This is a genomic window from Gordonia sp. GN26, assembly GCF_054823965.1.
In genome coordinates this window covers 17,999-37,343 of the sequence record NZ_JSYC01000067.1, presented here as the reverse complement: position 1 = coordinate 37,343, position 19,345 = coordinate 17,999, and the positions used below count along the sequence as shown (strand labels likewise).

Below are 19,345 nucleotides of genomic sequence, written 5' to 3'. Positions count from 1 at the left end.
GCAATGACCATCAGCACCCCCGAGGTTCCGGGACAGTTCACCTTCGTCCTGCACTCCCACCTGCCCTGGCTGGCCAACCACGGCCGCTGGCCGGTCGGTGAGGAGTGGCTCTATCAGTCGTGGGCGTCGTCGTACATCCCGCTGTTCGACGTCCTCGAACGTCTCGCCGACGACGGCTTCTCCGACCAGGTGACGCTCGGGATCACCCCGGTCCTGGCCGCGCAGCTCGACGACCCGCACTGTGCGTCGTCGATGTACGAGTGGCTGGCCGACTGGCAGCTGCGGGCGACCGAGGCGGCGACGTCGAACGACCCCGACCGCGCCGACGCAGGTCGTCGTGAGTTCCTCGACGCCCAGCGGGCCCTGGAGACCTTCGAGACGAAGTGGCGACACGGCGCCTCACCGCTGATCCGCCGCGTCGCCTCGAGCGGGGTCGCCGAGATCCTCGGTGGACCCCTCGCGCATCCCTTCGCGCCGCTGCTCGACCCGCGGCTGCGCACCTTCTTCCTTCGTGAAGGCCTCCACGACGCGCACGCGCGCTGGGGCTTCGACCCCGCCGGCATCTGGGCGCCCGAATGCGCCTTCGCGCCGGGCATGGAAGCGGAGTACGCCCGCGCCGGCGTCGGGCACTTCATGGTCGACGGGCCGACCCTGCACGGCGACACCGCACTCGGCCGCCCGGTCAGCGACAGCGGGGTCATCGCCTACGGTCGCGACCTCACCGTGAGTTACCGCGTGTGGTCGCCGAAGTCGGGCTATCCCGGCCACGCCGCCTACCGCGACTTCCACACCTATGATCATGAGTCGGGACTGAAGCGGTTCCGCGTCACCGGACGCTCGGTGCCGGGCGAGGAGAAGAAGCCCTACGACCCGGCCCGCGTCGACGACGTGATCGACCGCCACGTCGAGGACTTCGTCGGACACGTCCGGGAGCGCCTCATCGCGGAGTCGGAGCGCATCGGCCGCGACGCACTGGTGGTCGCCGCCTTCGACACCGAGCTCTTCGGGCACTGGTGGCATGAGGGTCCGATCTGGCTCGAACGCGTCCTGCGTCGCCTGCCCGAGGTCGGGGTGAAGGTCGGAACCCTCGCCGGCGCAACGCGATCCGGTCTCGTCGGCGACCCGGTCGATCTTCCCGCGTCGTCGTGGGGATCCGGTAAGGACTGGCGCGTGTGGAACGGTCCGCAGGTACAGCATCTCGTCACCCTCAATGAGGAGGTGACCGAGACGGCTCTCGACGCCGTGGCCAAACTCCTCGCCGGTGGCGGTGAACGCAGCCGCGTCGCCGACCAGATCGTTCGGGAAGCCCTGCTCACGGTGTCGTCGGACTGGCCGTTCATGGTGTCGAAAGACACCGCCGCGCAGTACGCTGTCTCCCGGGCGCACACGCACGCACACGCCACGCGGGAGATCAGCGATGCCGCACTCCGCGGTCGCGACGACGCGGCGGCGACGCTCGCGCAGAACTGGGCGCGGGCCGACAATCTCTTCCCCGCACTCGATGCGCGCCGTCTGCACGCGATCCTGACCGCGGATGCCGGAGGGAGCATCTCATGAAGATCTTGTTCGTGTCGTGGGAGTACCCACCCGTCGTCGTCGGCGGGCTGGGTCGGCATGTGCATCATCTCGCCACCGAGATGGCCGCCGCCGGAAACGATGTCGTGGTCCTGACCCGCCGCCCGTCCGGTACCGACGCACTCACGCATCCGACGACCGACACCGTTGTCGAAGGCGTGCGCGTGATCGCGGTCGCCGAGGATCCGCCGGAGTTCGATTTCGGTCAGGACATGATGGCCTGGACTCTGGCGATGGGCCATTCCTTCATCCGTGCCGGACTCAAGATCCTCGCCGGCGAGCGGGCTTTCGCAGATTCGTCGACTCGATGGATTCCGGATGTCGTACACGCGCACGACTGGCTGGTCGCCCACCCGGCGATCGCGCTGGCCGAATTCTTCGATGTGCCATTGGTTTCCACTATCCATGCCACCGAGGCCGGCCGGCACAGTGGCTGGGTCAGCGGCCGCACCAACCGGCAGGTGCATTCGGTGGAGTGGTGGCTCGTCGCCGAATCCGACGCTCTCATCACGTGTTCGGCGTCCATGCGCGACGAGGTGAACCGATTGTTCGGTTACGACGCCGCCGACATCTCCGTGATCCACAACGGAATCGACATCCGCACGTGGCCGTTCGCGGCACGAACGCGGACCAGCGGCCCGGCGGAACTGTTGTTCGCCGGCCGCCTCGAATACGAGAAGGGTGTGCAGGACCTGCTGGCAGCACTCCCCCGTATCCGTCGCAGTCATCCGGGGACCACCCTCACCATCGCCGGTGACGGCACCCAGCGAGAGTGGTTGATGGAGCAGGCCCGCAAGCATCGGGTGAGCAAGGCGGTGCGGTTCATCGGCGCCGTCGACCACGACCAGTTGGTGACCCTCATGCACCGCTGCGACGCCATCGTGTTGCCGAGCCGCTACGAGCCGTTCGGCATCGTCGCCTTGGAGGCGGCGGCCACCGGTATCCCGCTGATCGTCTCGACCGCCGGCGGCCTGGGCGAGGCCGTACAGGAACCCGATACCGGCCTCACCTTCGAACCGGCCGACGTCGCCGGACTCGCCGCTGCAGTACGAGCGACGCTGTCCGACCCCGGCGCGGCTGCACAACGAGCTGTCCGCGCGCGGGCCCGACTCACCGCCGAGTTCTCCTGGGCCGAGGTGGCCGAACGCACCGCATCGGTGCACCTGGCCGCCAAGCGCCGGGTGCGTCACCCCGTCGGACGTCCGGATATCCCGATGCGGCCACTTCCGGAACGCGACCCCGGAAAACCCGTCGAGCCCTGATTTGTACTTTCCATAACAAATTAGTCTCTAGCATCACCAATAACATCCGTTTCGAAAGCGGACCCTGTTCCGATTCGCTAACGTGACGCGCATTGCCCACAGCAAACATTTCTGGGGCGCGGCTTTCCCTGAAAGGGGCACGTTCATGAATCGGAAAACAAAGGGCGCCATTGCCGTCGGCGCGGGCGCGATCCTGCTCCTCGGAGGTATGGGGTCGTATGCGTTGTGGAGTGATGCGGAGGACGTTGCGGGCGCGGATATAACAGCGGGAGCCTTCGGACTCGCATGCCCGAACGGGGCGTGGACGGACGTCTCGGGAGACGTTCCAGTCACCGCTGTGACACCAGGCACCACGCTCATGGTCCCCGGCGACATTTGGGAGTACAACGTCACTTGTACTGTCACTGCCACGGGTAAGAATATGCGTGCTCAACTCTCGGTGACCGACCTCGGGACAGACTCGACGTTGCCTCCCACAAGTCGGGTCGACATCGAAACCGAAGTTGACAATGCCGCCTACACCAATGCGCCGATTGTCGTGTCCGGTGGCCAGGTGTTGCCTGTCAAAGTCACAGTGGCCTTCGACCCTGCAACAACAGGTACCGATTTCACCAACGGTCAGATCAATGTCAGTGGCATGCAGATCATGCTGAATCAGGTCCGTCCGTCGTAGCGCTGGTCTACTCGTGCCCGCGGCCCTGAAGCGGCGGGGCGTCCTCTTCGCGGCCCTCGCGATCGGGGTGGTCGTGCTGATCTTCGGATCGGTACAGACCACTCTGGCACTGTGGACCGCGCAGGCGGATGGCCCCACGTCCAACATCACCACCGGAACTATCGGTCTCGCACCGGGTTCCGGTGGTGGTTCGTCGTTCACTTTCCCTGCACTGAACGGGACCAACATGCTTCCCGGCCAGTCGTCGCAGGCGGTCCTGACGATCGCCAACACCGGCTCTACACCGCTTTTGTTCCATCTGGCCTCCGCCGGACCAGTGGTCTCGACCTCCGGCGCGTCAGTCTCGATCAAGTTGTCCGGTAGTCAGGCATCGATATGTCCCGGTAGCGAAGTCCCGCTGGGCGGCGCATTCTCCGCAACTACCGCCATTGACGAACACACTGGCATCGTCGGCCCTGTGTTTCCCCTCGCGGTGGGCGCCTCGACCATGTGGTGCATTCGCGCCGAACTGGTCTCGGTGAGCGGGCAACAACCGGCCACCTTCACCATCACCTTCAATTTCAAGGCGGACCAGGACCGACCATGAACGAGTACACGCACGTGCCGGGCACGACGGACGACGAACAACGCACCGTCGAACTTGCGAAAGCTGCCCCGCAGCTTACTGATTCGGATCAGTCTGGGTCGCCTGACACCGGTAATTCAGGTGGCACTGACACCAAGCATGGCGTTCTGCACATTGTGTGGCAGGGCATCTCCTGGCTGCTCCTCATTGGCGCCATCGCGATCCTTTGTGCGACCATTCTCATCCCCAAAATCGCCGGCGCACAGGCCTACACGGTGCTGACCGGGTCGATGAAGCCGAACTATCCGCCGGGAACACTCATCGTCGTGAAACCGGGGCCGGCGGAGGATATCCGGGTCGGTGACGTGGTCACCTACCAGATCCGTTCAGGGTCGCCGGAAGTCGTCACCCACCGCGTCATCGAGATCGCGGAGAGCGACGCGGGAGAACCGCGGTTCATCACACAGGGCGACGACAACGGTGCCCCCGACGCCGAGCCCGTCCGCCCCGTTCAGGTACGCGGCACCCTGTGGTACTCCGTGCCTTACGTCGGCTGGGTCAACAACTGGCTCGCGAGCCAGTCCCGGACCATACTGATCTTCGTGCTTGCTGGAGCGCTGTTCGTTTACGGCGGATGGCAATTCATCGCCGATCGTCGCGAGAAGAAGATCGATGAGACCCCACACGACGAAGCCGAAGACCCGGAAGCGGAGACAGCCCGTTGAAGCTTCCGACCGTGTCCCCCAGCCTGTCCAGGCGAGTGCGCGCACTCCTGACGTGTGGAACTCTGCTCTCCACAGCGACAATCGGCACAACGGCGTTGTGGGCGACGACCGCGGCCACCACGTCGGGCATGTTCACCACCGCCAGCATCAAACTCGCAGTGGACGACAGAACCGTGCAATACGATTTCGACTTTCCCGACCCCCTGCTTCCGGGAGAACGGACCGCGAAGGTGGTCAAGGTGCAGAACATCGGGTCCGTCGCATTCAAGTACAGCGTCGGTGTTGCGAGCGATAACCCCGTCGGCCGATCGATGATTCTCCGCGCCGTAGCCACCCCCACGATGAGCGGTAGGACCTGCTCAGGTGGTTCAGTGATCGTCAACAATCAGGTGATCACCTCTTCAATCAACACGTTCACGTCCAACCGCGGCGATCTGGCGGCAGGTTCTGGCGAAGAGTTCCTGTGTTTCGAACTCTCCTTGCCATTGTCGGCCTCCTCAAGCCTCCTTGAACCGCCGAACAACGGTGAAGGGTCCGTTACCTTTAGTTTCGCAGCGACGACGCCCTCATGACTCCGACAGACTTGTACGAGTTACCGACGGTAGAGTTCGAGCCGCAACGTCCCCGTGGTCGCGGCGACCGACTGCTGACCGTAGGCGCGGTAGTGGGTGGACTGTGCATGGTCGCGACGGTCCTCGCACTGATACTCGGGCTTCGACCGATGATTTTCGAGACCGGGTCCATGACACCCACGATCCCCACGGGCTCACTTGGCCTCGGACACTCCGTTCCTGCCACGTCGGTGCGCCCTGGCGATGTGGTCAGCATCGTTCGCGACGACGGTATCCGCGTTACTCACCGAGCCGAAACCGTCTCCACACCGACTGGAAACTCGGTGACATTCACGCTGCGCGGCGACGCGAACAACATCGCTGATCCGAGGAGCTACACCGTCACCGAGGTCCAGCGCGTCGTCGGCACGGTGCCATTTCTCGGTTACGTTGCTGCCTGGCTGAAGAATCCGTACACACTGGCACTCGAGGCGCTCGCTGCACTGTTCCTTCTTACCGTCGCTTTCGCACCGAAACAGGGGTGGCGCCATTCACCTGCAGGTCAACGTATTCTGGCCGGCACCGCCGCTGCGACAGTTGTCGCACTGGGAGTTTCACAGGTGCATGGGCCCGGGAACGCGCGCGCCGCGTTGACGGACCAGGTGACTGCCGTCGGGTCGGTTTCTCTCGCACGGCCCCCCATCGACTGGTTCAGGTGCCAGAACACAACGATCGGGTTGCTGGCGAATACCATCACTATCAGCTGGCCGAACCCCCCGGTGAACCAACAAGCCGGTTATATCTACAGGCTGTCCTTTCCTGATCTGCCGCTGGTGAATATTCTTCCCCTTCTTGCGAATCTGGGAATATCTCTGACCTGGGAGGCCGACGAGACGACCGCCAACCCGATCACTTACACGTTCCCTTCCGCTCTTGTCACGGGCCTGACAACCCTGCTTTCGACGCTGTTGATGCAGGACACAAGAGTCGTCCTGCGGGTGTACAAAGGCGACTTTTCTTCGCAGCCTCTTACTCATAACTTTTCCGCCACTCTCCTAAGCGGCGCCCGATGTGACAGCCCGGGATATATCTATGCCACGTCTGGAGCAGCAGCGCGTCGCGCAGCGCCGGAGTCACTGACTACCGAGCCCTCGGAATCCACCGAAGCTGAATCATCAGAGTCCGCCGCATCCGACGAGTCCACCAACGAGTCTGCCGAACTCGACGCGTCGACCCCTGCTGGCGAGTCCGCCGATGACGACTCGTCGACCCCCACCTCGACCAAGGTGGATTTGCCATCCGGCGGAACCCTGTCCGATGCCGGCGATTACGCCTACTACGAGTCGGGCGGCAAGGTGACGATACGTAGCGCGGAAACCGGCGACCGTGAGTACGAGGGTCGGTTCTCCTCGAGCAGCGAGATCCGCTGGCTTCCAGGGACCTCGACCCTGGAGATCACCGAACCCGACGGCACGGTGACAACCGTCGAGCGGGACGGGAACCGGTGGACCGAGACCGTTGTCGAACCTGCAGCCGCCGGGGCGAAGGCTCCGACCGAGGACAACGATGCGCCGTCGGACTCGGCACCTACCCCTGCCGCCACATCGGTGCCGTCTGCGGATGACCCAGCCGAATCCTGATCAGCAATAGGTATCGCAGGCGGTACCTAATGCTGATCCCTGCCGGGTTGCACGGTCGAAGCGAGGTCGCGTGCGACGTCGACCCGGCCGCGCGACCGCAGCCGAGTTCGCAGGACCGGACTGACGTCGCGCGCGACATCAACCCGGACAGCCGGACGCTACTTGGCCCGCTCTGCGGCAGCTTTCTCGGCGGCGGCCTTCTTGCGTTCGATGTCGGCGAGGGCGCGTTCGAGTTCCGCGCGCTGTTCGGCGTTCTTGGCCCAGTCGTCCATGCGATTCTTGACCACGCGGGCGGGGGCTCCGACCGCGATTGAGTAGTCGGGGATCACGCCCTTGACCACCGCATGCGAGCCGAGGACGCAGCCCCGTCCGACGATGGTGTTGCGCAGCACCGACACCTTGGCCGCCACCCAGGTGTCGGGTCCGATGCGGACCGGGCCCTTCACGATGCCCTGGTCCTTGATGGGCAGCGTGATGTCGTCCATCTTGTGGTCGAAGTCGCAGATGTAGCACCAGTCGGCGACGAGCGTGGACCCGCCGATCTCGAGGTCGAGGTAGGCGTTCACGACGTTGTTGCAGCCGAAGACGGTCTTGTCGCCGATCTTCAGGCTGCCCTCGTGGCACCGGATCGAGTTGCCGTCGCCGATGTGCACCCAACGGCCGATCTCCATCCGGGCCAGCTCCGGAGTGCAGTGAATTTCCACGTTGCGGCCGAGGAACACCATGCCGCGCAGCACGACATGCGGGTTGGCCAGGCGGAACTTCGCGAGACGGTAGTAACGGACCAGGTACCACGGGGTGTACGCGCGATTGCGTTTCACCCAGCGCAGCGAATCGAGAGTGAGGAATCGTGCCTGCTCGGGATCGCGGCGACGGCCGGCGCGGCGACGGGACCGGTAGGAGGCGTTCCACATGGTGGTCATGGGACAAACCCTAAACGACCGGTTTTTCGCACACGATAGGCTCACTGCTGGCACGTCTCGTGCCGGTGAGGACCGACGATGAGGAGCAGGATGGCCTTGGCACGACCGCAGGTGTCCCGACACCGCCGATCTGCGCTGACCCGCCTGTTCGTCGCCGTCACGGCCGTGAGCTCGCTGGTACTCGCCGGCTGCTCCGACGGGCACATCGACGTCCGCTCGATCCCGAGCGTCGGCTGGCCCAGCTACGGCGGCGTCCCCGGCAACGCGAACTTCGCCTACGCCGACGTCCCCGACGACCTCACCCTCAGCTGGACGCGCCCCACCGGCGGACCGGTCACCGCACCCGTCACGATCTCGGGCAAGGGCAACGTCGGCGTCACCTCGAACGCCGCCCAGGGCTGCAACGTCCTGGTGCTCGACGGCCGGTCGGGCCGCAAGAACTTCTGCAAGGACATGCGCGCCGGCGTCGAGGTCAACGCGATGCTCGTCGACCAGTACGACCAGCCGTACCTCGGCGAGGAGACCACCTTCCTCGCGTACAACGCCGGTGGTGCGATCCGCTGGCGTGCCGGCGTGATCGGTGTCCCGCTGTCGGCGAAGTTCGCCGCCCCGAACGAGGTGCTCGTGACGACGACGCAGGGCCAGATCCTGCTCATCGACACCCAGCGCAACGAATTGACCGCCCCCGAGGTGAAACTGCGCGACGACGCCGACCCGGAACAGCCGCTCCTCGGCTTCGGCGACTGCGTGCGCAACGGACCGCAATGCGCGATCCCGGCACCCGCTGCGGTCGACACCGGCCGAGAACGCTTCTACCTCAACTTCTTCCCCCAGGGCGCGGCGTCGTCGCAGATCCGGGCGATGAAGTACAACAAGGTCGCCGGCAAGCGCGAGGTGCGGACCGCCTGGCAGGCCGACGTCCCGAGCGGCGTCATCGGTACACCGACCCTGTCCGCCGACGGCGCCACGCTCTACGCCTTCTCGCGGGATGGCAAGATCGTCGCGCTGAACACCGAGAACGGGTCGACCAAGTGGACCCAGGACATCGGCGGCCACGGCTTCGCGACGATGACCGTGTCACCCGATGGCCTGATCATCCCCACCGGCTCGCTCGGTGCCCCGCTGACCCTGTACCGCGATGCGGGTGACCGCGCCGAAAAGGTGTGGCAGCGCACCGATCTCGCCACGGTCAGTCTCTCCGCGCTGACCCAGCAGAAGACCGCCTGGACCGTCGTCCGTGATGCCGGCAAGGACACCCTGTCACTGGTGGAGGTCTCGACCGACGACGGGGCGACGAAACGTACCCTCCCGCTGCCGAATTCGTCAGGGTTCGCGACCGGCGTCTCGGTCTCATTCTCGGGGCAGATCGCGACCGCGACCAACCTCGGCGAGGTGTACTTCTTCGACAGCAAGGCCAACCTCGGATAGAGCGTCCGAACAAGAATGCGGGCTGAGTGCCCGAAACCAGCACTCAGCCCGCATTCTGTTTCTACGTGGTCGCTCAGAGTTCCTTGCTCGCCGCGTCGGGATTGAGGAAGAACAGTCCCGCGATCCGGCCGTCGGCGTCGAAGGCGACGCGGAAGACCATATCCCCGGCCTCCTGCTCCAGCGGGACGTCGACCACCGTGTGCAGGCCGTGACCGCGCACGAAAGGCGTTCCGGTGCTCTCGAGTTCACCCTGGAGAGCCACCACCGCCGCCCAGGCGTCGGCGAGTGCGGTGTCCGACAGGGCAGCCGTCATCGTCTCGTCGAAACGTGCTGTGACACTGGCCCACTCCGTCTTGGTGATCTTCTCGATGATGTCGAGGGCCATGACGTCGGCGTGGGCGATCGTGACTTTCTGCATGGGTGCTCCTGTTCTGGGGTCGATGGGTTTGCCGAAGCGCTGGAACGCCGCCTGACGGGTGACACCGACGACGTCGCCGATCTCCTGCCAGGTACATCCGAACTCTCGTGCGGCGCGAGCCGTGGCGCTGAGCAATTCCTCTGCGCGACGGCCCAGTTGGAGTGCGTCATGGACTCGGGTCAGTGCCGCTTCGCGAGCACCCGGGTCCCCCGGTTCGGAACCGGGTCCGGTTGCCACACTGCGCGCGTACCGCTCGATCTCCCGTGCTGTTTCTTCCACCTCGGACACTTGTAAAGATTAGATTTACAAGTGTCGAGGTGTCAAGCTCCGGTTTACAAAGGTCTCGTCAGAACCTCACGCCCGGCTCGCAGATGAATGCGGCCCCTTTGCGTCCGATCCGGGTGAGCACCACAGACAGTGGGCGGTCGCCCTTGGGTTTGAGCTTCTTGCGGAGCTGGTCGGGGTCGACGTCGAGGCCGCGGACGAGGATCTCCAGTGGGCCGCAACCGTGGGCCGCCAGGGCCTTGCGGAGAATCTTCTCCGTCACCCCGACCTGCTCGATCACCCGGAACCCGCGCGCCCCGGCGGGCACCGAATCGCCGGTCAGGTAAGCGATCTGCGGGTCGAGTTGCCACAGACCGAAGCGGTGGGCGTAGTGCTTGACGAGCCCGGCCCGGACGATCGCGCCGTCCGGATCGACAATCCACTCCCCCGCCTCGCCGGCCGGTACGTCGTCGTCCTCGTGATCGGTGATCTCGAACTCCGTCACCGTACCGTCGGGCCGGGTGCGCAGAACCGTTGCCCGGCGCCGGGACTCGACTCCCGGCCCCGACCACAGACAGGCTTCGCGGACGCCGCCATCGAGCGAGGTCACCTGTACCTCGCCGTCGAAACCGAACCGGTTGCGCAGCATCTGATGATCCAGTCCGGGAGCACATTTCACGATCAGTGTGCGGCCCGCATAGGTGGCGAGCAGTTCGAGCAGCGGTGGGGTCAGCTGGTCGAGACGGAAGATCCGGCCGGCGTCGGAGCGTCGAGCAGGGTCGGCGAGAAGAACATCCGCAGTCGAGGTCGGGGTCAACGCGTCGGCGACCAGAAGCGTCGCACCGGGAACGTTGTGGCGCGCCATCGCGAGCCGGACGCGGTCGAGGTCGCTGCCGATCACTCCGGCGATGCCGTTGACGCGCACCAGTTCCCGGAGCTCTGCACCGATCGAACAGGTCATGTCGTGAACCACCGACGCCGGGTAACGAGTGGAGATCTCGGCGGCGCGATGAGCGGCCACGACCGACGCTGTCGCCTGCTGCAGCCCGTCGTCGGTGAGCAACAACCCCGCCGGGTCCCGCAGCTTCGCTGTGGCTCGCCGACGGTTCCGGACGGTCTCGATCAGCGCGGCGTCGTGCGGGGCGTACCGACTGCGCACCTCGGTGATGTCGGACAGCATCGACGCGGGGGTGAGCGCCAGACCCGACACCGTCTCCAGCGCCTTCTCACCGTGGCGCGACCGCAGGAACGCGACGTCGTCGAGACCGAAGGAATAGCTCATGATCCTTGCAGGCTACCGTCGTCACCTGCCCCTCCCCGGATCGCCCGCCACGTCTGCGACGATGGCGGATGTGAACGTCCACGACGACCGTCCGCGGCATCCCCGGCGCATCGCGGTCGCGGGGGTGTCCGGCGTCGGCAAGACGACCACGGCGCGCCGGATCGCCGGACTCCTCGACGTTCCGCATGTGGAGATCGACGCCCTCCACCACGGACCGGGCTGGGTACGCCGACCCGAGTTCCTCGACGATGTACGGGAGTTCCTGGCAGGCGACGCCTGGGTGACCGAGTGGCAGTACCGCGACGCGCGACCGTTGATAGCCGCGCGTGCCGAACTGCTGGTCTGGCTCGACCTGCCCTACTGGACGACCACTTTCCCTCGCGTCGTGAGGCGTACTGTGCGGCGGCGACTGCGGCGCGAGGTCTTGTGGAACGGCAACCTCGAGGCGCCCCTGCGGACCATCTTCACCAACCCCGAGCACATCATCCGGTGGTCGGTGAGCCAACGGCACGCGGTCGCCGCGGCGGTACCGCAGCTCCAGCGGTCAGAGCCTGGACTTCCGGTCGTGCGGTTGCGATCCCAGGCCGACGTCGACGCGTGGCTCGCCGGACTCTCCTGATCGGTCCTACTGGCGCAACTCCACGATCGACGTGACGACGGTGGTCCGATCGTCGGTGACCAGCGACTCGTCGTCCGGGTCCTGCTCGGCCAGCACCACGTGCCTGGCGTTGGCGACGTTCAGCAGATGCACCGTGCCCTCAACGTCGAGAGCAATGGGTTCGCGCTTCTCGATGACCTCGTGAAGGAACTGCCTCACCTCCGGCACCGGGTCACTGAAGAGCAGACGGATCTCGAACTCATCGGACGACAGCAGGGTGGCCATAGCCAATGGTTGCACGCAGGATGCGGCCCCGGTCCCGAAAACGACGATCGGGCCGCCGCGGAAGCGACGACCCGATCTGTAGAGAGAATGCGCGCCATAACCCTGCGCTTTCTACAAAACGCTGGAGTTACTCCGGCTTGGTGCCGGTGACCACCACGTTGTAGAAGAACTTCTGCGGGACGACCTTGCGCAGGACGTTCTCGTCCAGCCAGGTCAGACGCTTCCAGCCGCCGAATGCGAACCGCGCCCATCCCCAACCGAGCTTCTCCGGCGGAACCGCGGCCTCGAAGGTGCGGACCGGCCAGCCGAGCATGGCGGCGGCCAGTTCCTCGGTGGCGGTGGAGACCTTGGCAGCACCGGCGGAACGGGCGATGCCGGCCAGCTCGTCGGGATCGAAGGTGTGGATGTCGACGACGGCCTCGAGAGCGGCGGCGCGGGAGGACTCGTCGAGCTCCTCCTGCGGGCGACGCCAGCTCTGCAGCGGTCCGAACTTGGTGACGTTGGTGGTGACCGCCCACGTCGCGCGGCTCATCCAGCGCGCGTAGAAGTCACCGATGGTCGACGGCTCGCCGGCGAACAGGAACCGGCCGCCCGGCTTCAGCACGCGCAGCACCTCGCGGAGCGCCTGCTCGACGTCCGGGATGTGGTGCAGCACAGCGTGTCCGACGACGAGATCGAAGGTGTTGTCGTCATAGGGGATCTTCTCCGCGTCGGCGACCCGGCCGTCGACGTCGAGGCCCAGGTTCTCGGCGTTGCGCAGCGCGACCTTCACCATGCCCGGCGACAGGTCGGTGACCGAACCCTTCTCGGCCACACCGGACTGCATGAGGTTCAGCAGGAAGAAGCCGGTGCCGCAACCGAGTTCCATCGCACGCCCGTACGGCAGCGGCTCGTCGGTCTCGATGGCGTCGAAACGTCCACGCGCGTAATCGATGCAGCGCTCGTCGAAGCTGATCGACCACTTCTCGTCGTAGGTCTCGGCCTCCCAGTCGTGGTAGAGCACCTGGGCGAGCTTGGTGTCCTTCAGAGCGGCCTGCACCTGCTCCTCTGTGGCATGCGGATTCGGCGCCGGATCGATACCCGGGGTGGCGTCGGTGGTCATGATCGCTTCCTTGTCGCGTGGGTCGGTCACTACTGATGTCTGTATGGGGCGTCGCTCAGCGTTCGAGGGTCGCTTCGCTCAGCGCCCGGTGAACTTCGCCTTGCCGGGGCCGTTCTCCACGAACGACTTCATGCCGATGGCACGGTCCTCGGTGGCGAACAGCGCGGCGAAGAGCTGTTCTTCGATCTTGAGTCCGGTGTCGAGGTCGACGCCGAGGCCCTGGTCGACGGCCTTCTTGGCGGCGGCGATCGCCACCGACGCGGCGCCGGTGAACTGCCCTGCCCAGGCGAGGGCGGCGTTGTAGACCTCGTCGGGGGCGACGACCTCGTCGACCAGGCCTATGGCGAGTGCCTCCTCGGCGCCGACGAAGCGGCCGGTGAAGATGAGGTCCTTGGCCTTGGCCGGTCCGATGAGTCGCGCCAGACGCTGCGTGCCGCCGCCACCGGGGATGAGTCCGAGCAGGACTTCGGGGACGCCGAGCTTCGCATTGTCACCGGCGATCCGGCGGTCGGCTCCCAAAGCGACTTCGAGGCCACCGCCCAGCGCGTAGCCGGTGATGGCCGCGACCGTGGGCTTCGGGATCTCGGAGATGGCGCCGAGGTCGCGCTGCAGTCGACCGGCGACCTTGCTCATCTCGGCGTAACCGAGGTCGTTCATCTCTTTGATGTCGGCGCCGGCGGCGAGGACCTTGGGTCCGCCGTAGACGACGACGGCCTTGATGTCGTCGCGGAGCGTCGCCTCCTCGGCGGCCGCGGCCAGCTCGGCCTGCACCTGGCGGCTCAACGCGTTCATCGGCGGGCGGGCCAGCAGGATGGTGCCCACGCCGGGATGATCGTCGGACGTTTCGAGGGTCACGAACTCAGGCATTCTCGAAGGCTACCGTCTGGTAAGTCGGCCCGGTGTCGCAGGCCGGTGTCACCGGTCCCGGAGATCCCACGCGTCACATCGAACCGCCCTACAGTGGGCGACATGGCCAAAGGCGCGGGTTCCGCAGGTGAGCCGATCGAGCTGACGGTGGGTGATCGCACCGTCCGCCTGTCGAGTCCGGATCGCGTGTACTTCACCGAGCGGGGTGAGACCAAGCGCGACCTCGCCGAGTACTACCTGTCGGTCGGCGACGGCATCGTGCGGGCCCTGCGCGAACGTCCCTGCATGCTGCACCGTTTCCCCAAGGGCGTCAGCGGCAACAAGGTGCACCAGAAGCGGGTCCCGGCGGGCGCACCGGACTGGTTGGAGACCACCGAGATCTATTTCCCCCGGTACGGGCGGACCGCTGACGAGCTGTGCGTGACCGAGCTGGCGTCGGTGATCTGGGCGGTGCAGATGTCGACGGTCGAGTTCCACCCCTGGAACTCGCGTCGCGCCGACCCGGAGTCCCCCGACGAGTGGCGCATCGATCTCGACCCCATGCCGGACTGCACCTTCTCGCGTATCCAGCGGGTGTCCCACGTCGTCGAGGAGGTCCTCGACGAGCTGGGCATGCGCGGCTTCCCGAAGACCTCGGGTGGTCGCGGTCTGCACATTTACGTGCGCATCGCCCCCGAATGGGGTTTCCCACAGGTACGACGCGCCGCGCTCGCCTTCGCCCGCGAGGTCGAGCGTCGCGCCCCCAAGGACGTCACGACGACGTGGTGGCGCAAGGACCGCGACCCGGCGGCGGTGTTCGTCGACTACAACCAGAACACCCGCGACCACACCATGGCGTCGGCCTACTCGGTACGTGGGAACCAGCGTGCGACGGTGTCCACGCCGATCCGCTGGAACGAGATCGACGACATCGAACCCGACGACTTCACCATCGCCACCGTGCCCGCGCGGTTCGCGGAGCTCGGAGACCTGCACGCCGAGATCGACGACGTCGCCTACCGGCTCGACACCCTGCTCGAGTGGGCCGATCGCGAGGAGATCGGCGAGGACGAGGACGAGACCGTCGATCTCGACGAAGCCTGAGGTCTAGAGCGTGATCTCCGGCGGCGTCTGATCGCCGAGCGTGCGGAAGTACTCGTCCGAGCCCGGGAACCCGAGTCCGGCGAGCCCGGCGCCCGGGGTGGTGTTCGGGAGGATGCATTCGATGGACCGCTCGGCGGCCAGCAGCTCCTCGACGCGCGGGAAGCCGCTGACGTAGTGGAGCTGCGCCCAGGTCGGCGGCATCAGGAAGTGCTTGCCGTCGGCCCAGGTGTCGATCGCCACGCGGGCGTTGACCCAGCGCGCCACCTCGGCCTCGGTGGTCTCGGCGTCGGCCTTCTGGCCCTCGGGCATGGCGGCGAGGAAGAAGCGGGTGTCGTAGCGCCGCTTCTCGTTGACCGGGGTGATCCAGTGTGCGAGCGGACTCAGCAGATCGGCACGCAAGGTGAGGCCGCGGGCGGTGAGGAACTCCGCGAAGGACAGCGACTTCTCGACGAGGCGCTGCCGGTCGTCCGCGAGCGCGCCCGGGTCGGCGAAGGACCCGTCGGCGGTGGTCGCGAGCAGGACCCCGCACTCCTCGAAGGTCTCGCGGACGGCTGCGCACACGAGCGCCTGGGCGAGCTCGTCATCGGTGTTGAACTGCGACGCCCACCATGCGGCGTCCGGCCCGGTCCAGGCCACGTGGGCGCCGGCATCGCGCTTGTCGACGCCGCCACCGGGGAAGACGGTCATGCCGCCGGCGAAGGCCATCTGCTTCACCCGACGCTGCAGGAACACCTCGATGCCGTCGGCGGAGTCCCGGACCAGGACGACCGTCGCGGCGTCGCGGATCGGTGCGGACACGACCTCGGGTCCCTGATCGGTGGATGTCATCGGTTGCCTCCTGCTCGACGGTGACCGCCCGCGCGGCGACGGCGTCGAGCGAAATACCGGCCGTCGACCTTGTCGAGGATGATCTGCTGCCGGAAGGCGGCCGTCAGGTTCTCGCTGGTCATGACTTCCTCGAGGAGGCCCTGAGCCACGACACCACCCTCGGACAGGATCAGCGCGTGCGTGAACCCCTCCGGGATCTCCTCCACATGATGGGTGATCAGCACGATGGCGGGGGCATCGGGGTCGGCGGCGAGGGTGGCGAGACGGTCGACGAGTTCCTCACGGCCGCCGAGGTCGAGACCTGCGGCCGGCTCGTCGAGCAGCAGCAGTTCGGGGTCGGTCATGAGAGCGCGGGCGATGATGACGCGCTTGCGCTCCCCCTCCGACAGGGTCCCGAAGGTGCGTTCGGCGAGATGCTCGGCGCCCATCGACTCCAGCGATTCGACGGCCTGGTCGCGGTCCATGTCGTCGTACGCCTCGCGCCAGCGGCCCAGGACCGCGTAACCCGCAGAGATGACGACGTCGCTGACGACCTCGTGGTCGGGCACCCGGTCGACGAGGGCGGGACTGGCGACGCCGATCCGCGTCGCGAGTTCGCGGATCTCGATCCGGCCCAGCTTCTCGTTCAGCACGAACGCCGTGCCCGAGGTCGGGTGGACCTCCGCACCGGCGAGGCGCAGCAGGGTCGTCTTACCGGCGCCGTTCGGGCCGATGATGACCCAGCGTTCGTCGAGTTCGACCTGCCAGGACACCGGGCCGACGAGCGTTTTGCCGCCGCGGACGATCGCGACGTCGCGGAAGTCGATCAAGAGGTCGGGATCGGATTCGGTCACGCCCCCTATCCTGCCTCACGCCCGGGCGTTCGACCGGTTCGGATGAGCCGTGTCGGGGACGGCCGGTGTGAGCTGCGTCGAAGGGACCGGGCGGGAATACTCCGACCCGTCCGGCGGGTTGATGGACTACGTGACCGCTCAAAACCTTCCTCTGTCCATCCTGGATCTCGCCACCGTCGGCCGCGACGAGACCGTCGCGGAAAGCCTTGCCGCCAGTGTCGATCTCGCGCAGAACGCGGAGAAGTGGGGATACAAGCGGATCTGGTACGCCGAACACCACAACATGTCGGCGATCGCGTCGTCGGCGCCTGCTGTGCTCATCGCGCACATCGCCGCCCACACCTCGACCATCCGCCTGGGTGCCGGCGGCGTCATGCTGCCCAACCACGCCCCGCTCACCATCGCCGAGCAGTTCGGCACCCTCGCCGAGCTGCATCCCGGCCGCATCGACCTCGGACTCGGCCGCGCGCCGGGCAGCGACCAGCAGACCTTCCAGGCACTGCGTCGGACGCACGCCTCGGCCGAGCGTTTCCCCCACGACGTGCTCGAGCTGCAGGCGTTCCTCGGCGACGAATCACGCATCGAAGGGGTCCGTGCGACCCCGGGTGCCGGGACCCACGTCCCTCTCTACATCCTTGGTTCGTCGCTGTTCGGCGCACAGCTCGCTGCCGCCCTCGGACTCCCCTACGCCTTCGCGTCCCACTTCGCACCGCAGGCCCTCACGCAGGCAGTCGAGTTGTACCGCCGCGAGTTCCGGCCGTCGGAGGTCCTCGCCGAGCCGTATGTGATCGCCGGTGTCGGCGTGATCGCCGACGACGACCCGGACGTAGCGCAGCAGCAGTTGCAGATCGCCCGACGCAACCGTGTCTCACTTCTGTACGGACGCGGCCGGACCTTCACCGACGAGGAGGCCGACGCCGTCCTGTCGATGCCCCAGGGGCGCCAGATCGACGAGATGCTCACCTATGCCGGCATCGGAACACCCGACGAGGTGCGCCAGTACCTGAGCTGGTTCGCCGGGCATGCCGACGCCGACGAGCTGATCGTCGCGTCGCTGGCGCCGAGCCGCGATGTCTGGATGAGCACGCTCGGACACCTCGCCCCGGCGAATTCACCGGTCGCCGTGGGCAGTTGATCCCGGCGGCGGGCCTCAGTCCTCGAGCCGGAAGTCCGCGAAGTCGAAGCCTGGCACGACGACGCAGCTGACCAGAGCCGCCTCGTCGCCGACGGGGCGGGCACGCTGCCACACGCCGGGCGGCACCAGCGCCTGCGGATGCTGTCCGGCCTCGATGTCGGGCCCGACGATGATCGGGGTCGGGTCGCCGGGGGCCTCGCCGTCGCCGCCGAGATCGAGTTGGACCGGCGCCCCGCGGTGGTGCAGCCAGATCTCCGAGCTGCGTACGGTGCGCCAGGCCGACTGTTGGCCGGGCATCAGAACGAAGTAGATGGCGGTCCCGGCCGCCCGGTCACCGGTGTAACCGGCCGGGAGCACCGCGTTCGGCAGACCCACCTCGCTGCGCCAGGTCTCGCGGAACCAGCCACCCTCCGGGTGCGGTTGCAGGTCAAGGCTTTTCGCCCAGTCCGGTAGCTCGCTAGCGCTCATCTGCTCCCCTGTCTCGTGATCAGTTCCCGACGACCTCGGCGATGACGGTGACCGAACCGGGCGCGATCTCGGTGAAGCCGGCGTCGCGGACCGCGACCGCGGTTCCGGCGGCATCGGCGTCGAGCAGATCCCGCCACCGTTCTGGGGTGGCCTCACGCACCGCCAGCGGACACTCGTCGAGCCGCCACCGGATCGCCTCGTCGGCGTCGAGCAACTTCGCGGCGAGCATCGAAGCGTGCCCGACCTGTGCGGCGAGCTTGCCGACGGTCATGTCGAGTCCGGGATTGGTCCACAGCACCACGCCGTGATCTGGCTTCTCTGTGCGCGGTGCGCCGTCGACCTCGGTGCCGCCGATCTGCAGCTTCTTCACCCGACGGTCGAGATCGCCGACGCGGCCGGGTACGAACGCACGCGCCTCGGCGTCGCCCTCGGTGGCGGTCACGCCCCACACCTCTTGCGCCGCAGCCCATTGCGCCCCACGCGCACGGCGGGCGATCTTGCGGATTCGCGCGTTGCACCAGTCGTCCATCGGCTTCGCCCACGGCCCGTCTCCGGCTGCGCGGTCGTCGAGACACAGCAGTGCGACGGCCCGCGCGGCCGCGGTCAGCAGATCGGTGCGATTCGGCGGATCGGATTTCTCGATGCGCAGTACCATCGCCATCGCCAGGACGTCGGCCGGGTCCTCGGGATCCTCACCGCCACCGACGTATCCGACGAGGCGTCGATGGTTCGTCACCACTGCATCGGGGGTGACGGGTGGCCGCGTCGAATTGTCGGGTTCCCCGGTCACGGCGTCGGGCGGCACCGGCGAACCCGTGACGTCAGCGCTGTCCGACATGT

At 66.8% G+C, this 19,345-nt stretch carries 21 protein-coding genes; 11 read left to right on the top strand and 10 right to left on the bottom strand.

Translation table 11 applies throughout. From position 1 onward, the window contains the following. The first annotated feature begins 3 nt into the window (after positions 1 to 3). The 7 genes from OK17_RS15115 (at position 4) to OK17_RS15085 (ending at position 6,991) form a co-directional block, all read left to right on the top strand. On the top strand, positions 4 to 1,557 hold the full coding sequence (locus OK17_RS15115) for a 1,4-alpha-glucan branching protein domain-containing protein (RefSeq protein WP_461417935.1): 1,554 nt from the start codon (positions 4 to 6) through the stop codon (positions 1,555 to 1,557). Then, the gene (locus tag OK17_RS15110) at positions 1,554 to 2,837 is read left to right on the top strand and encodes a glycosyltransferase family 4 protein (RefSeq protein ID WP_232716117.1); all 1,284 of its coding nucleotides are present in this window, start codon (positions 1,554 to 1,556) and stop codon (positions 2,835 to 2,837) included. Before OK17_RS15115 ends, OK17_RS15110 begins: the two co-directional genes overlap by 4 nt. 82 nt (positions 2,838 to 2,919) lie before the next feature. Then, positions 2,920 to 3,510: an alternate-type signal peptide domain-containing protein gene (locus OK17_RS15105; RefSeq protein WP_232716116.1), complete on the top strand. Its 591-nt coding sequence runs from the start codon at positions 2,920 to 2,922 to the stop codon at positions 3,508 to 3,510. Between the two features lie 13 nt (positions 3,511 to 3,523). Continuing rightward, positions 3,524 to 4,096, top strand: a complete 573-nt coding sequence (locus OK17_RS15100) for a hypothetical protein (protein WP_461417934.1) — start codon at positions 3,524 to 3,526, stop codon at positions 4,094 to 4,096. Beyond that, on the top strand, positions 4,093 to 4,800 hold the full coding sequence (locus OK17_RS15095; protein WP_461417933.1) for a signal peptidase I: 708 nt from the start codon (positions 4,093 to 4,095) through the stop codon (positions 4,798 to 4,800). Before OK17_RS15100 ends, OK17_RS15095 begins: the two co-directional genes overlap by 4 nt. Before the next feature lie 128 nt (positions 4,801 to 4,928). Then, positions 4,929 to 5,372, top strand: coding sequence for a hypothetical protein (locus OK17_RS15090; RefSeq protein ID WP_461417932.1), 444 nt, complete (start codon positions 4,929 to 4,931; stop codon positions 5,370 to 5,372). A 107-nt stretch (positions 5,373 to 5,479) separates the two neighbouring features. After that, a complete protein-coding gene (locus OK17_RS15085; RefSeq protein ID WP_461417931.1) occupies positions 5,480 to 6,991 on the top strand; it encodes a S24/S26 family peptidase in 1,512 nt (503 codons plus the stop codon). 158 nt (positions 6,992 to 7,149) lie between these two features. Here the strand turns inward: OK17_RS15085 and OK17_RS15080 are convergent, their stop codons facing one another. Continuing rightward, positions 7,150 to 7,914: an acyltransferase gene (locus tag OK17_RS15080; protein WP_232716111.1), complete on the bottom strand. Its 765-nt coding sequence runs from the start codon at positions 7,912 to 7,914 to the stop codon at positions 7,150 to 7,152. 90 nt (positions 7,915 to 8,004) lie between these two features. On the opposite strand from OK17_RS15080, the gene OK17_RS15075 reads away from it, so the two are divergent. Beyond that, positions 8,005 to 9,342, top strand: coding sequence for an outer membrane protein assembly factor BamB family protein (locus OK17_RS15075; protein WP_119032815.1), 1,338 nt, complete (start codon positions 8,005 to 8,007; stop codon positions 9,340 to 9,342). Between the two features lie 73 nt (positions 9,343 to 9,415). Here the strand turns inward: OK17_RS15075 and OK17_RS15070 are convergent, their stop codons facing one another. Continuing rightward, complete coding sequence (locus OK17_RS15070; RefSeq protein WP_461417930.1) at positions 9,416 to 10,048, bottom strand: DUF3887 domain-containing protein; 633 nt, start codon at positions 10,046 to 10,048, stop codon at positions 9,416 to 9,418. 58 nt (positions 10,049 to 10,106) lie between these two features. After that, positions 10,107 to 11,306, bottom strand: coding sequence for a class I SAM-dependent methyltransferase (locus tag OK17_RS15065; RefSeq protein ID WP_232716108.1), 1,200 nt, complete (start codon positions 11,304 to 11,306; stop codon positions 10,107 to 10,109). Between OK17_RS15065 and OK17_RS15060 the strand changes: the two genes are divergently transcribed. Next, a complete protein-coding gene (locus tag OK17_RS15060) occupies positions 11,305 to 11,925 on the top strand; it encodes a P-loop NTPase family protein (RefSeq protein WP_461417929.1) in 621 nt (206 codons plus the stop codon). The genes OK17_RS15065 and OK17_RS15060 overlap by 2 nt on opposite strands. 6 nt (positions 11,926 to 11,931) lie before the next feature. Here the strand turns inward: OK17_RS15060 and OK17_RS15055 are convergent, their stop codons facing one another. The 3 genes from OK17_RS15055 to OK17_RS15045 all read right to left on the bottom strand — a co-directional run bounded on the left by OK17_RS15055 (position 11,932) and on the right by OK17_RS15045 (position 14,158). Continuing rightward, positions 11,932 to 12,189 carry a hypothetical protein gene (locus tag OK17_RS15055; RefSeq protein ID WP_232716106.1) on the bottom strand — a complete coding sequence of 86 codons (258 nt, stop codon included), beginning with the start codon at positions 12,187 to 12,189 and terminating at the stop codon, positions 11,932 to 11,934. Between the two features lie 127 nt (positions 12,190 to 12,316). Further along, the gene (locus tag OK17_RS15050) at positions 12,317 to 13,291 is read right to left on the bottom strand and encodes a class I SAM-dependent methyltransferase (RefSeq protein ID WP_006865666.1); all 975 of its coding nucleotides are present in this window, start codon (positions 13,289 to 13,291) and stop codon (positions 12,317 to 12,319) included. 78 nt (positions 13,292 to 13,369) lie between these two features. Next, positions 13,370 to 14,158, bottom strand: coding sequence for an enoyl-CoA hydratase-related protein (locus OK17_RS15045; protein ID WP_005198736.1), 789 nt, complete (start codon positions 14,156 to 14,158; stop codon positions 13,370 to 13,372). 102 nt (positions 14,159 to 14,260) lie between these two features. On the opposite strand from OK17_RS15045, the gene ligD reads away from it, so the two are divergent. Continuing rightward, complete coding sequence (ligD, locus tag OK17_RS15040; RefSeq protein WP_119032820.1) at positions 14,261 to 15,241, top strand: non-homologous end-joining DNA ligase; 981 nt, start codon at positions 14,261 to 14,263, stop codon at positions 15,239 to 15,241. A 3-nt stretch (positions 15,242 to 15,244) separates the two neighbouring features. Here the strand turns inward: ligD and OK17_RS15035 are convergent, their stop codons facing one another. Together OK17_RS15035 and OK17_RS15030 are read right to left on the bottom strand one after the other, a co-directional pair. Further along, on the bottom strand, positions 15,245 to 16,069 hold the full coding sequence (locus OK17_RS15035; RefSeq protein WP_119032821.1) for an NUDIX hydrolase: 825 nt from the start codon (positions 16,067 to 16,069) through the stop codon (positions 15,245 to 15,247). Beyond that, positions 16,066 to 16,902, bottom strand: coding sequence for an ABC transporter ATP-binding protein (locus OK17_RS15030; protein ID WP_232716105.1), 837 nt, complete (start codon positions 16,900 to 16,902; stop codon positions 16,066 to 16,068). The genes OK17_RS15035 and OK17_RS15030 overlap by 4 nt, the downstream gene beginning before the upstream one ends. 121 nt (positions 16,903 to 17,023) lie before the next feature. On the opposite strand from OK17_RS15030, the gene OK17_RS15025 reads away from it, so the two are divergent. After that, complete coding sequence (locus tag OK17_RS15025) at positions 17,024 to 18,037, top strand: LLM class flavin-dependent oxidoreductase (protein ID WP_232716163.1); 1,014 nt, start codon at positions 17,024 to 17,026, stop codon at positions 18,035 to 18,037. 15 nt (positions 18,038 to 18,052) lie between these two features. On the opposite strand, the gene OK17_RS15020 is transcribed toward OK17_RS15025, so the two are convergent. Together OK17_RS15020 and OK17_RS15015 are read right to left on the bottom strand one after the other, a co-directional pair. Continuing rightward, positions 18,053 to 18,505 (bottom strand): cupin domain-containing protein, encoded by a 453-nt coding sequence (locus tag OK17_RS15020; protein WP_232716104.1) that lies wholly within the window; start codon positions 18,503 to 18,505, stop codon positions 18,053 to 18,055. A gap of 19 nt (positions 18,506 to 18,524) precedes the next feature. Beyond that, the gene (locus tag OK17_RS15015; RefSeq protein WP_232716103.1) at positions 18,525 to 19,343 is read right to left on the bottom strand and encodes an aminoacyl-tRNA hydrolase; all 819 of its coding nucleotides are present in this window, start codon (positions 19,341 to 19,343) and stop codon (positions 18,525 to 18,527) included. Positions 19,344 to 19,345 lie beyond the last annotated feature (2 nt).